Annotated in this window: 15 protein-coding genes; 8 read left to right on the top strand and 7 right to left on the bottom strand. The window is 32.6% G+C overall.

Going from position 1 to position 13,479, the window contains the following annotated elements; genetic code table 11:
* Nucleotides 1–10 precede the first annotated feature (10 nt).
* The 3 genes from C1S72_RS06205 to tsaB are packed head-to-tail and all read left to right on the top strand — an operon-like array spanning nucleotide 11 to nucleotide 3,126.
* The gene (locus C1S72_RS06205; RefSeq protein ID WP_104734768.1) at nucleotides 11–1,120 is read left to right on the top strand and encodes an efflux RND transporter periplasmic adaptor subunit; all 1,110 of its coding nucleotides are present in this window, start codon (nucleotides 11–13) and stop codon (nucleotides 1,118–1,120) included.
* A complete protein-coding gene (locus C1S72_RS06200; RefSeq protein ID WP_162919936.1) occupies nucleotides 1,113–2,447 on the top strand; it encodes a TolC family protein in 1,335 nt (444 codons plus the stop codon). The genes C1S72_RS06205 and C1S72_RS06200 overlap by 8 nt, the downstream gene beginning before the upstream one ends.
* Nucleotides 2,448–2,451: 4 nt before the next feature.
* Complete coding sequence (gene tsaB / locus C1S72_RS06195; RefSeq protein ID WP_104734766.1) at nucleotides 2,452–3,126, top strand: tRNA (adenosine(37)-N6)-threonylcarbamoyltransferase complex dimerization subunit type 1 TsaB; 675 nt, start codon at nucleotides 2,452–2,454, stop codon at nucleotides 3,124–3,126.
* On the opposite strand, the gene C1S72_RS06190 is transcribed toward tsaB, so the two are convergent.
* The 4 genes from C1S72_RS06190 to C1S72_RS06175 all read right to left on the bottom strand — a co-directional run bounded on the left by C1S72_RS06190 (nucleotide 3,127) and on the right by C1S72_RS06175 (nucleotide 5,581).
* Nucleotides 3,127–3,948: a mechanosensitive ion channel family protein gene (locus C1S72_RS06190; RefSeq protein WP_104734765.1), complete on the bottom strand. Its 822-nt coding sequence runs from the start codon at nucleotides 3,946–3,948 to the stop codon at nucleotides 3,127–3,129.
* Nucleotides 3,949–3,999: 51 nt separating this feature from the next.
* Complete coding sequence (locus C1S72_RS06185; RefSeq protein ID WP_104734764.1) at nucleotides 4,000–4,371, bottom strand: DUF1304 domain-containing protein; 372 nt, start codon at nucleotides 4,369–4,371, stop codon at nucleotides 4,000–4,002.
* Between the two features lie 43 nt (nucleotides 4,372–4,414).
* On the bottom strand, nucleotides 4,415–4,615 hold the full coding sequence (locus C1S72_RS06180; RefSeq protein ID WP_104734763.1) for a dodecin family protein: 201 nt from the start codon (nucleotides 4,613–4,615) through the stop codon (nucleotides 4,415–4,417).
* Nucleotides 4,616–4,678: 63 nt separating this feature from the next.
* A complete protein-coding gene (locus C1S72_RS06175) occupies nucleotides 4,679–5,581 on the bottom strand; it encodes a NifU family protein (RefSeq protein ID WP_104734762.1) in 903 nt (300 codons plus the stop codon).
* Between the two features lie 246 nt (nucleotides 5,582–5,827).
* Between C1S72_RS06175 and C1S72_RS06170 the strand changes: the two genes are divergently transcribed.
* The 5 genes from C1S72_RS06170 to C1S72_RS06150 all read left to right on the top strand — a co-directional run bounded on the left by C1S72_RS06170 (nucleotide 5,828) and on the right by C1S72_RS06150 (nucleotide 11,049).
* Nucleotides 5,828–6,829, top strand: coding sequence for a PorP/SprF family type IX secretion system membrane protein (locus C1S72_RS06170; RefSeq protein WP_104735806.1), 1,002 nt, complete (start codon nucleotides 5,828–5,830; stop codon nucleotides 6,827–6,829).
* Nucleotides 6,830–7,055: 226 nt separating this feature from the next.
* Nucleotides 7,056–9,221 (top strand): tetratricopeptide repeat protein, encoded by a 2,166-nt coding sequence (locus tag C1S72_RS06165; protein WP_230401586.1) that lies wholly within the window; start codon nucleotides 7,056–7,058, stop codon nucleotides 9,219–9,221.
* Nucleotides 9,222–9,223: 2 nt separating this feature from the next.
* Entirely contained in the window at nucleotides 9,224–9,958 is a 735-nt protein-coding gene (locus C1S72_RS06160) for a LytR/AlgR family response regulator transcription factor (protein ID WP_104734761.1), read from the top strand.
* Nucleotides 9,959–10,030: 72 nt separating this feature from the next.
* A complete protein-coding gene (locus C1S72_RS06155; protein ID WP_104734760.1) occupies nucleotides 10,031–10,555 on the top strand; it encodes a gamma carbonic anhydrase family protein in 525 nt (174 codons plus the stop codon).
* Nucleotides 10,552–11,049 (top strand): DUF6265 family protein, encoded by a 498-nt coding sequence (locus C1S72_RS06150; protein WP_104734759.1) that lies wholly within the window; start codon nucleotides 10,552–10,554, stop codon nucleotides 11,047–11,049. The genes C1S72_RS06155 and C1S72_RS06150 overlap by 4 nt, the downstream gene beginning before the upstream one ends.
* On the opposite strand, the gene murI is transcribed toward C1S72_RS06150, so the two are convergent.
* The 3 genes from murI to C1S72_RS06135 form a co-directional block, all read right to left on the bottom strand.
* Nucleotides 11,046–11,825 carry a glutamate racemase gene (gene murI / locus C1S72_RS06145; RefSeq protein ID WP_104735804.1) on the bottom strand — a complete coding sequence of 260 codons (780 nt, stop codon included), beginning with the start codon at nucleotides 11,823–11,825 and terminating at the stop codon, nucleotides 11,046–11,048. The genes C1S72_RS06150 and murI overlap by 4 nt on opposite strands.
* Before the next feature lie 61 nt (nucleotides 11,826–11,886).
* The gene (locus C1S72_RS06140; protein ID WP_104734758.1) at nucleotides 11,887–12,396 is read right to left on the bottom strand and encodes an OmpH family outer membrane protein; all 510 of its coding nucleotides are present in this window, start codon (nucleotides 12,394–12,396) and stop codon (nucleotides 11,887–11,889) included.
* A 31-nt stretch (nucleotides 12,397–12,427) separates the two neighbouring features.
* A complete protein-coding gene (locus C1S72_RS06135) occupies nucleotides 12,428–13,438 on the bottom strand; it encodes an OmpH family outer membrane protein (RefSeq protein WP_104735803.1) in 1,011 nt (336 codons plus the stop codon).
* Between the last annotated feature and the right edge of the window lie 41 nt (nucleotides 13,439–13,479).

Raw genomic sequence — 13,479 nt, 5'->3', positions numbered from 1 at the left:
TCATAATAAAATGAATAAAACTTTAAAAATCATTGTTGGAATAGTATTGTTATTACTATTTGTATGGGTAATTAAATATTTCAAAGACTCAAACTCTAAGGAAATTGAAGAGTTCAAAGTAGAAGAACCATTCTATACGTCTATAAACACCAAGGTAGTCGCTACTGGTAAATTAAATCCAGAAGAAGAAATTGAATTAAAACCTCAAATTTCTGGAATTGTTGATGAAATCATGGTTGAAGAAGGTGATATCGTAAAAAAAGGAGACCTTATAGCTAAAATTCGTGTTGTTCCTAATGAGCAGAATTTAGTAAGTGCACGCAGCCGTATCAATACCGCTAAATTGTCCTATGATAATGCAAAAACACTTTATGATAGAAACAAAGCACTATTTGAAAAAGGAGTCATATCAAAACAAGATTTTGAAAACAGTGAGTTGTCTTTAAATCAAGCCAATGAATCATTAAGACAAGCACAAAACGATTTTCAAATTATAAAACAAGGTTCATTGTCAGGAGGAAGTGCTGCAAATACTAATATTGTAGCTCAAATTTCGGGAACTATTTTAGAAATCCCAGTTAGAGAAGGTGATCAAGTTATTGAGAGTAACAACTTTAATGAGGGTACAACTATCGCCTCTGTTGCAGATATGAGTAAAATGATTTTTGAAGGAAAAGTTGATGAGGCCGAAGTTGGTAAAATAGAGGAAGGTAAGGAAATTATTGTAGTACTGGGAGCTATAAACCAAAAGGAGTTTCCGGCTACATTAACATTTGTAGCTCCTAAAGGTATTGAAGAAAACGGAGCGGTTCAATTTACTATCAAGGCTGATGTGCAAGTTGAGCAATCAACTAAAATTAGAGCAGGTTACAGTGCAAATGCCGAAATTGAATTGGAAAGCAAGGACAGTATTTTAGTCGTCAAAGAATCCTTATTACAATTCAATAGAATTTCTGAAAAGCCATATGTCGAAGTTCAGAAAGAAGATGGTTCTTATGAAGAGAAATATGTAGAACTCGGAATTTCTGATGGAATAAATGTGGAAATTAAGGAAGGCATTAGCGAAGGTGATAAAATTAAAGTTTGGAATAAAGCATCAAAAGACAATGAAGATGATTAATAAAAAAGTAAGTGTTATGTTCATATTTGCTTGCTTATTTTCAATAGTAAGTATAGCGCAAGAAAAAAAAGTATGGACTTTGGAGGAGTGTATAAATTATGCTTTAGATAATAATATTTCGGTTAGACAAGGCGAAAACACACTCTTAATCAATGAGCAAGATGTTATTGCAAGTGATGGAAACAGGCTACCTTCTCTAGATTTAAGCGGCAGGCAAGGCTTAACACTTGGTAATCAAGAGATATTTCCAGGGCAGTTTGTAGATAGAACAGCCAATAGCACCAATATTGGTATTAATATCAATCAACCAATTTTTAATGGCTTTAGATTAACTAATTTATACAAACAATCACAGCTAACATTAGAACGTAATCAGTTAGAATTAAATAGGATAAAAGATAATATCTCACTAAATGTAGTTAACACGTATTTAAATGTGTTGTTTAATAAGGAAAACCTTGAAACAGCGCAGGCTCAAGTTGAATTCTCGAAAGCACAAATAGAGCAGGTGAAAGAATTAGTAGATGCTGGTGTGCAACCTCGAGCTAATATTTATGATGTTGAAGCAACTTTGAGTAGCGATGAACAAAATTTAACTGTTGCTGAAAACAATTATAATTTAGCACTTTTAACTTTATCTCAATTATTGCAATTGCCTTATGACGGATTTGAGGTGGAAATAATTGATATTGACAGTCCTTCAGCTGCACTCATGTATAGTGATATTAGCCAAATTTTGGATTATGCATATGATAATAGATATGAGATAAAGGTTGCGGAAAAGGATATTGAAAGTGCTGAATTAAGTACAGAAATATCAAGAAGTGGGTTTTTACCATCAGTGTCATTTAATTATGGATTTGGTTCTAATGTCTTTTATTCAAATTTATCTGATGATGAAGCATCATTTTTTAATCAACTTAATGATAATAAATCACAAAACTTCGGTTTAAGTTTTCGTGTACCCATTTTTTCTCAATTCCAAAACAAAACTGCTGTAGCAAAATCTAAAATTCAAGAAGAAAATGCCAAGTTAAATTTAGACCAAGCTAAATTGGATTTAGAAAGCAATATTCAAAGAGCTTTTACAGATGCACAAGCAGCATTAAAGGCTTACGAAGCAGCAAAAAAATCTAAAGCAGCACAATTGTTGGCGTTGCAAAACTCGCAAGAACGTTACAATTTAGGATCAATGAATTCATTTGATTTAGAACAAACCAGAATACAACTTATTAATGCACAATCACGACTAATAAATGCTAAATATGATTTTGTATTTAAAACAAAAGTATTAGATTTCTATCTTGGAAAACCTTTAACAGATTAATTAGGTGTCAATAATATTAAGCATAGAAACAGCAACAACCAATTGTTCGGTCTCTCTTTCAAAAGATGGAGAGACTTTTGCTTTAAAAGAAGATTATAACAAAGGCTATTCTCATGCTGAACGATTGCATGTTTTTATAGAAGAATTATTGCTTGAGAATGCTATTAAAAAATCGCAAATCAATGCTATTGCCGTTAGTAAAGGGCCTGGTTCTTACACAGGTTTACGCATAGGTGTTTCAGCAGCCAAAGGACTCTGTTATGCTCTTGGAATTCCCTTAATTAGTGTATCTACACTAGAATCTTTGGCTCATCAAGTTGAGGCTTCAGAGGGATTTATAGTTTCCATGTTAGATGCTAGACGTATGGAAGTATATGCTGAAGTGTTTGATGTCAAGCATAATTCTGTAAGGGATATTGAAGCAGAAATATTAACAGAAAATTCCTATGAGTTTTTTCTACAAAATGGGTTAGTACATTTTATAGGTAATGCTGTTGCAAAAACTAAAACGATAATTTCACATAGTAATGCTGTTTTTATTGAAAACAAACTGCCTTCTGCCAGCGAAATGGGAGCACTAGCTTACCATAAGTATAAAAAAAGCGACATCGAGGATGTCGCCTATTTTGAACCATATTATTTAAAAGATTTTGTGGCTTTAAAGCCAAAATCAAAATAATTATTCTCCTTTATGTATTTCAACTTGATGTGGATAAGGTATTTCAATACCTGCGGCATCAAGAGCTTCTTTGGTTTGTTCTGTGACGTCAAAATAAACGGTCCAATAATCTTCCGTTTTACACCAAGGCCTAGTCGCAAAATTTATAGAACTATCGGCTAGTTCCATAACAGTTACAGCTGGCGCTGGATCTTGAAGTACTTTTGGATGAGATGTAAGAACATTCATCAACACTTCTTTGGTTTTCTTTATATCTGAATCATAACCAACTCCAAAGACCAAGTCTACACGACGAGTACCTTCAGTTGTATAGTTTACAATATTTCCATTTGAGAGCGCACCATTAGGAATTATGATTTCTTTGTTTGATAAACCCGTGAGTTTTGTAGTGAAAATTTCAATTTCTTTTACAACACCAATTTCACCTTGAGCTTCAATTAAATCACCAATTTTTATTGGTTTGAAAATCATAAGAAGCACACCACCTGCAAAATTACCTAATGAACCCTGTAGTGCTAGACCCACGGCTAAACCTGCAGCAGCAATAACAGCCGCGAATGATGTGGTAGGCACGCCTAATGTTCCTAAAAGCGTTATAACCAGTAAAATTTTCAAGCCCCAAGTTAATAAGTTGAGTAAGAATTTTTGAAGACTCTCATCATAATTGCTTTTAGTCATTATTTTTCTTGACGCACCAATTATTTTTTTGATAATCCAAGAACCAATAATCCATATGACTATGGCACCAATGATTTTTAAACCATAAACGGTAATAAATTCCATACCAGTTTCAGTCCATTTTTCTAAATTGAAGTTTTCCATGTTTGTTTGTTTAAATTAATAGCGATACAAATTTAATAAAGAGAAAATACTTTAAAGATAATTTTGTGATTTTAAATAAATTAAGACCAAAGTAATAATTGCTGGAAGTGATTGAATATAAAAAAGTTTTCGCTTTTGAGTTGAATAGGCTCCGTATATACCAGCAATAATGATGCAAACCAGAAGGAATGCCATCATGTTATTGTTTTCTATAAGTAATGAATATAATAACCCTGCGGCTAGAAATCCATTATACAAACCTTGATTAGCTGCTAGAACTTTAGTCTCTTCTGCGAAGATTTTTGACTTTAAGCCAAATGCTTTAATGCCTTTTGGCTTTGTCCATAAAAACATTTCCAGATACATGAAATAAAAATGTTCTAATGCTACAAAGCCGACTAGTATATTGATGATAACATCCATTGAACAAAAAAAGCACTCAACTTGAGTGCTCTATTTTTAAAAATTATTTAACCTCAAAAGTAATTTTCAGATTAACCCTGAATTCAGTTACGTTGTCACCATCAACAATGGCACTTTGCTCTTTAACGTAAACTGATTTTATGTTATTTATAGTTTGCGATGCTTCTTTAACAGCCTTTCTGGTGGCATCTTCCCAACTTTTATCTGAATTTGATAAAATTTCAATAACTTTCAATACTGCCATATTCTTATTTTTTTATAATTAAACAATAGCTATAATATATAAAAAAATATTGAGATTTACTACTTATCCATTAATTGCTTCAACAGTTTCTACTTTGCCGTTTAGCATTTCTTTAAGCATATTTTCAATGCCATTTTTTAAAGTAAAAGTAGATGAAGGACAACCACTACAAGCTCCTTGCAATATAACTTTTACAAGCTTTTTATCTGGGCTATAGGATTCAAATTTTATATTTCCACCATCACTGGCTACAGCAGGCTTAATATATTCTTCAATAATGTTGACTATTTCTTTCGAAGTATCATCAAGTGCTTCAAATGATTGGTCTAATTGTTCAGGCGTATTCTGTAAAGCTACAGGTGCATTTTCGTCAATCACGGTTTTTCCGTTTTCAATAAAGCTTTTAATAAACTCGCGCACTTCCATAGTAACTGTTTCCCACTCAGCGATATCATATTTTGTAACCGAAACGTAATTATCCTCAATAAAAATACTTTTCACAAAAGGGAAATGGAATAATTCGGTTGCTAAAGGCGAATGTTTAGCCTCTTCAATTGAGGTGAATTCATAGGTGGCAGTAACTAATTTTTTATTAGCTACAAACTTTAGCACAGCAGGATTAGGGGTGCTTTCAGCATATACCGTAACAGGAACTTTTTTACTAGTGTTGGAGTCATCTACAACCACACCACCAGAATTAAGGTAGTCCTCAATTTGGGTAGCAACTTCTTCCTTTACATCTTTCCATTCAACAATATTATAGCGTTCAATGGCTATAAAGTGGCTAGTCACATATACTTTCTTTACAAAAGGTAAGTAAAAAAGCTGCTGTGCCAATGGTGATTTTTGAGCCTCATCAATGTTGTTATACTCAAAGCTTTGATGATTAGTTATGAACTTATTAAGTTCAAATTTAATGATTGTATCGTTTGAAGTTTCTTTAATGGAAACCTTAAATGTGTTCATGCTATTTTGTTTTTTGCAAAAATACTAAAAGATAACATGAGATATCCATATATTTGAGTTTTGTTACTTTTTAATGAAAGCTCGTTTTGTAATTTCAGAATATTAAAAGGCTTTAACTATTCTAATGCTTTGGATAAAAAGTAATTTTATATATTTGGTACCTTAATTTATAATTTAAATTAAAAAATTGAGTTTATATAAGGGAAAAGCCATAATCTTATGCCAATCTACCTTGAAAGAAATACTATGAGAATTAAAAGGTTTTATTTAATAGCAATTGTTGCCTTTTTTATACAATTTGTAAACGCACAAGAAGGGCTTCCAATATATACAGATTATCTAACCGATAATTATTACCTAATTCACCCATCAATGGCAGGAGCAGCGAATTGTGCTAAAATCAGAATGACTGGTCGTCAACAATGGTTTGGACACGAGAATGCACCAAAGTTGTTGACTATAAGTGCCAATGGAAGAATAGGGGAATCGAATTCAGGTATTGGAGCAATGTTTTATACTGATAAGAATGGTTATCATTCCCAAACAGGTGGATACATTACTTATGCACATCATATCCTATTTTCTAGAAATGAAATAGATTTAAACATGTTATCGTTTGGTTTAAGTGTTGGTGCTATTCAATATAAATTAGATGAAACAGAGTTCTTGAACGAATTACCAGATAGATTAATTTCAGGTATTGAGCAGAGTTCTACAAACTTTAATATTGACTTCGGTTTTTCATATCACTTATACAACTTCTATGCACATGCAACGGTTAAAAATATACTTAAGAATGAAGGTATAAACAATGATCTGGAAATCACCAGTAATTTGAGACGCTATATGCTTTCAGCTGGTTATGTATTTGGAAAATTTGGAAGTGAGTGGAGCTACGAACCATCAATAATGTACCAATATAGAGACGCAACCAAAGAGTCTTCAATAGACATTAATGCTAAAGTTTATAAAGAAATGGATTTTGGAAAACTTTGGGCTGGACTTTCTTACAGAAGAAGTTTTGATGGTGCTGAATATTTTGACAATGGCAGTGTGAGTAGTCAGAAATTGCAATTAATTTCTCCTTTAGTAGGTATTAATTTTGACCAATTCATGTTTGCATACACTTATGCCTATCAAGCCAACTCTATTGTTTTTAATAATGGTGGCTTTCATCAAATTACTTTAGGATTTAACTTTAACTGTAGAAAAGAACGTTACCACTGTAACTGTCCTGCGGTTAATTAACATAAGTATAGAATTAATAAATAGCCTTTCCAGACGGAAAGGTTTTTTTATGTTCAAAATTGATTTTTAAAAACTAAAAATGAGCCTACAGCATCAATCAATTAGCAACTGTTACTTCTGGATGAGTGAACATAGCTTTTTCTTTAAAAAATAGCCTATGAAAGGCAATATGTGATTTCGTTATACCATTTAAAGTATGTATGTTTATATAATGTAATTCGAAAAAGTGAAATCATTTTTTAATACCATTCTATTTGTGCTGGTATTTTCAAATTTGGTTAGTGCACAACAAAATCAATTTGGAAGTCAACCAGATAACTCTTCTTTTACGGTTAGAGGGTCGGTTTATGATAGCGAACTATATAAACCAATTCCCAATGTTAATATAGAAGTGAATGGTGGTGCATATACTACGACCAATCTTGCAGGTGATTTTAGAATTCAGGTAAAAAAAGGTGATGAACTTGTTGTGAAGCATAAAGACTTTGAAACGGTTTATTACACCATTAAGGATCAGGAGCGTATAAAAATAGAGGTTCAGGCTAACCCCTATAGTGCGAACAAACCTATAAACCCTCGTAAGAACGAAGCTGCATTTAATTCGCTGATTGATTCAGCATCTTTGTATATAAAATCGGATTTTGAAAAAAGCATTCAGTTTGTAACCGATGCTTTAGCTCAAAGTAAATCAGTAAGGAATAATGCCGAGGTATATGAAGTGCTAGGTGATATATATCTGCAATGGAAACAATATGATTTGGCTGTTACCAATTACCAAATTAGTTTACAAAGTGTCAATGCCAATGAAGTAAGACTGAAGTTGGGAAAGGCCTATTGGCATAACAAGAATTATCAGGAAAGTATAGAGGTTTATAATGCAATCAATATACAGGATTTGTCTAATTGGCAACAAATAGTTTTGTATGAGGGTTTAGGTGATACTCACTTTAGTATAAAAAATTTCACAAAGGCTTTAAGCAATTATAAGGAAGGTCTTTCAATTGCCAAAATCCATTCAATAAAACCTAAAATAACAGATTTAAATTCTAAAATAGCTCAAACTTATGAAGCTAAAGGTGAGTTAGAATCGGCAGAAGATTACTTTAACAGTTCATTAAATCTTGCTTCAAAAGAAAATGAAAAACGAGCCTTGGAGGAGAAGGTTAAAGTTGCTGATTTTAAGAGCTCAAAAAGAAACTTTAATGACGAAATTCAGTTAAGAAAAGAAGCGATAGAAAACATCAAGAATATTGAATCAGATTCTGTTATTGACAATGAAAGCCCATTGACTGTTCAAAAACAAAATTATAAAATTGGTAATGCATATTATTTAAAAAAGGATTATGAAAGTGCTATAACTTATTTGGACAAGAGTATTGAAGAAGCCAAAACCAAAAATGATTTGGTAGTAGAAAAGGATGCCAAAAGGAAATTATCAGAAGTATATAGTAGTTCAGGTGATTATAATAAGGCGTTAGAAACTTATAAGGAATATACAGAATTGGTAGAGTCACTTTATGTGAAGAAAGAACAGGAAATTATCCAGGCTGCAAGATTTAGTCGTGAGATTGCTAATAAACAAAACCGAATAACAGGATTAGAAACCGATAGAGAACTGTCAGAAAGTAAATATCAATTAACTTCTGAACGAAATAAGCGACAGCAATTATGGATATATTCGCTTATAGGTGGACTGGTATTACTACTCGTAACGGCATACTTTATGTATAAATATATCAAGCAGCAACGTTTGGCTAACAATCTCCTAGCATTGAAATCCTTGAGAAGTCAGATGAACCCACATTTTATATTTAATGCTTTAAATTCAGTAAACAGTTTTATTGCAAGTAGTGATGAACTAACAGCCAATAAATATTTATCTGATTTTTCTTATTTAATGCGAACAGTTTTAGAAAACAGTGAAGAGGATTTTATTCCACTTGAAAAGGAAATAGAATTATTGGAATTATACACCCAATTAGAGCATTTTAGGTTTAAGGATAAATTTGAGTATTCTATAAATATTGATCCAGAAATAACTATTTCTGCCTACCAAATTCCGCCTATGTTATTGCAACCCTATATTGAAAATGCCGTGTGGCATGGGTTGCGCTATAAATCAGAAAAAGGGCATTTGTATATTGATATTCAAAAAAAGAATGATTCTGAAATCACTATTACTATTGCAGATGATGGTATAGGTCGTGAACGCTCAAGAAATTTAAAAACTGAAAATCAAAAGAAACACAATTCAAAAGGAATGAGCAATATTAAAAAGCGTGTTGCTATTTTAAATGATATGTATCAAGATAAGGTAGATGTATCTATTACAAATTATCAAGAATCTGAAGATGCCGGAACCAAAGTGGTTGTAACACTAAAAAAAGATTAATTATGAAACTAAACGCTATAATAGTCGAAGACGAAAAAACTAGCCGAGATATTTTAAAGAATTACTTGAGTAAATATTGCCCAAACGTAAAGGTTTTGGGTGAGGCCGAAAATATAGATGAAGCTTTAATACTCATTCGAAACAATGAATTAGATTTAGTTTTTCTGGATGTTGAAATGCCATTTGGCAATGCCTTTGATTTGTTAGAGAAAGTAGGTGACATTGATTTTGAAACTATTTTTGTAACAGCATACAATCATTACGCCATTGATGCACTAAATGCTCATGCTTCGTATTACTTAATGAAGCCTATTTCAATTGAAGAGTTAATTAAGGCAGTAGATTATGTCACGGAAATAAAAACAAAGGAAAATGCACTGCATGAAGAAGTACTGGTGCCTAAAACGAATGCTGTAAATGGTAAAATTACTATTCCGCAACAAGATGGATTTGAAGTTATTAATACAGCAGATATTTTATTTTGTAAGGCTGATGATAACTACACCGAAATTTACTTGAACAATAATAAAAAGAAATTAGTAAGTAAAACACTGAAGTATTTTGAAGAGGCTTTGAATGCTGGTGGCTTTGCCCGTGTTCACAAATCGTATTTAGTTAATGTCAATGAGGTTGTTAAGTATGTGAAAGGAAAAGGAGGTAGCGTTGTTTTAAGCAATGGTAAACAAATTATGGTTTCTGCTTCCAAAAAGTCAGATTTATTATCGTATTTTAAATAGCTTATATTTTATTATTTAAAGAAATTCTAGCTGTTTTATTTTAAGAAATTTACAAATTAAAGAAATAACAATATGCCTATTATAAAATCTGTAAACGGAAAAAACCCTGAAATACCTAGCAATTGTTATATAGCAGAAAATGCGACCATTGTTGGCGATGTCAGTATGGGTAACGCATGCAGTATCTGGTTTAATGCGGTTGTTAGAGGTGATGTGCATTTTATAAAGATGGGTAATAAAGTTAACGTTCAAGATGGAGCAGTTATTCATGCTACTTATCAAAAATCACCAACTACCATAGGAAACAATGTTTCTATAGGGCACAATGCCATAGTACATGGTTGTACCATTCATGATAATGTTTTAATAGGTATGGGAAGTATAGTGATGGATGATTGCATTGTGGAAAGCAATAGCATTATTGCTGCAGGAGCTGTAGTAACACAAAACACGCATGTAAAAGCAGGAAGTATATATGCTGGGGTTCCAGCCAAAAAAGTTAAAGATGTGAGCGAAGCTTTAATTTCAGGTGAAATAGATAGAATTGCTAACAATTATGTGAAGTATTCTAGCTGGTTTAAAGAAGATAACCTATGAAAAATATAATATTATTAGTATTTGTTTTACTCTTAATCTTAGCATGTAAGAAAGACGATAAATCAATTGAAATAGCAGTTAGTAAATTTGCCAAAATAGAACAGTTAAAATGGCTTAAGGGTAATTGGGAAAATGTTACTGAACTCGAACAATCATTTGAACATTGGACTCAAGAAAACGATAGTACCCTTTTAGGCCACAGTTTTACCTTAATTGGAACAGATACTGTTTTTGCAGAAAAAGTTACGCTAAAACAAAACGGAGACGATGTGTATTTCACAGTAATTGCCTATCAGCAGAATAATGATCAGCCCGTAACGTTTAAAATGCGTGATTCAAAAAAAGGTATTTTCACTTTTGAAAATCCAGAACATGATTTCCCAACGCGTATTACCTATTCAAATCCAACCCAGGATTCTATTCATGCATGGATAGAAGGTTCAGTCAATGGACAAAAGCGCAAGGTGGATTTTCTATTTAAAAGATCAGATTAAAAGTCTAAATAATGAATGTCTTTATCCTTTCCAATTAATGAAGCCAATATTTCTGTTTCCGAGTTGCTATAAAAAAGATGCTTTGGCTTTTGGGCATTTGAGTTCAACAAATTGTGCTGACCTAAAACAGTTTTTGTTTGTTTAGCAACAGCTTCACCTGAATCAATAATATTTACATTACTAGGTAGTATGTTTAGTAATTGAGGTATCAGGTAAGGATAATGTGTACAACCTAGAACCAAGTAATCAATATTGGCATCTATCATGGGTTTAATGTAAAGCTGTAATAAAGCGTGCATTTCTTCTGAATGGATTTTCCCTAATTCAATGAGTGGAACAATGCCTTCACCTTCCTGTTCAACAACTCTTATACCATTACTGTATAAATCTGTGGTTTTATGAAATAACTCGCTGGTCAAGGTGCCTTTTGTAGCCAAAATACCAATAGCCTTAGTTTGTGTTTTAAGGGCAGCAGGTTTAATGGCTGGTTCTATACCTATAAAAGGGACATCATATTTTTCTCGTAACTCTTTTATGGCATTTGTGGTTGCTGTATTACAAGCTACTACAATAATTTTGCAACCCTTTTCTATAAGCAGTTCCGTATTTTTAATACTTAAGCCGAGTATAGCTTCTTTTGATTTGTTACCATAAGGAGCATTTTTACTATCAGCTAGATAAATGGTGTTTTCAAAAGGTAAAAGCGCTTTAAGTTCTTTCCAAATGGAGGTTCCTCCAACACCAGAGTCGAATATGCCTATAGGTTTGCTGCTCATAATATCAAAAATAAAAAAAGCCACTCTATAAAGTGGCTTTTCAAATTTTATTTTTTTGGAATTAAATTCCTAATTCTTTTTTAACGTCGTCCAATAGGTTTTTACCATCTGCCATGATGACACCACCACCTTGAGTAGAGTCTAAAACATATTGAAATCCTTGAGCTCTAGCTACTTTTAATATAGCAGCTTTAGCTTTTTCGGTAATTGGTTTTAATAAAGCCAATTCTTTTTCTTGCATTTGTTGTTGAGCAGTTCCTTGATACTGTTGTATGTTTTGTTGCATCGTTTGAACTTCAACTAAACGTTTTTGGTTTTCTTCATCTGTTTTTGATGATGCTTCGGCCTCGTACTGCTTCATTTTATTTTGATATTCAGTAGCCATAGCTTTGATATCAGCCTCGTAAGTTTTTCCAAGTTTTTCCATTTCAGCTTGTGCTGCAGCCATTTCTGGCATGGCTTGAATTAAATCTTGAGTATTAATATGCGCAACTTTACTTTGAGCTTGTGTAAAACTTGTCGCTCCAATAAATAGTGCTGCTGCAAATAAAAGGGTTTTAAATTGTTTCATTTTTAAAAGTATTAATGTGTGTTATAAATTATTAATTGTCATCACCGCCATCGTCGTCGGTCTCTTCCGTGTTACTATTTTGATTTTCTCTTTCTTCCTTTGCTCGTTGTCTTTCTTCTAAAATTTGTTGTTTACGCGCTTCAAGTTCTTGTTTTCTACGTTCTCTATCAGCAATTTTAGCTTGTCTTCTTTCTTCAGCTATTTGTTCAGGTGTTTTTGTTTCCTCATCTGCCGGTGCTTCACCATCACTTACATTTTCACTTTCACTCTGAATGTCATCAACCGTTTCTTGGTTTCGTTCTCTTAATTTTGCCTCTCTAGCAGCATTACGAGCTTCAATAATACTATCTCTTCTTTTTTGGGCTGCTTGTTTTCTGGCTTCGCGCTCATCTAAAACTGCTTGCTTACGTTCATCATCAGCGGCTTGTTTAGCTTCTAGTTCTTCATTGACTTCTATCACAACATCTTCTTCTTCGGCTGCTTTACGTTCAGCTTTTGAACCAGCTTGCTTCCTCTTGGCGCTTCTAGTTATACTTCTAATAACTTGTTCGCTAAAGTCAAAACGTTTCGCTGAATAAAGCATGACTACATCAGCCGATTTGTCAAAAACAAAATCGTATTTCTGCTTATCTGCTATATCCTGAACAGCTGCAAAAATTTGGTCTTGAATGGGTTGGATTAATTGTTTCTTTTGAATCATTAAATCGCCATTGGGTCCAAATCGTTTTTGTTGATAATCTAATATTTCTTTTTCTTCAAAAGCGATATCTTCCTCACGTTCTTCAATAAGCTCTTTTGTTAAAAGGGCTTTTTCGTTGCTTAAATCTTTGCGTTTTTGTTCAATACTACTTAACTGTGTTTCTATTTCGCTTTTCCACTTTTGAACTTTATTCTCCAATTGTAAAGTTGCTTCTTGATATTCAGGAACATTTTCAAGTATATATTCAGTGTCAATGTAACCTATTCTAACACCTCGTTGTGCAAACGAAGAAAGGCTCAACATGAACATTGCTGTCACTAAAAAAAGAACTTTTAATTTCATCTGTTTCATATTTTATAATTTGTTGGCTTATAAATTCTAAA

Origin of the sequence: Hanstruepera ponticola, from assembly GCF_002940745.1 — a bacterium.
Lineage (GTDB): Bacteria > Bacteroidota > Bacteroidia > Flavobacteriales > Flavobacteriaceae > Hanstruepera > Hanstruepera ponticola.
This window is presented reverse-complemented; position numbering and strand designations above follow the sequence as displayed.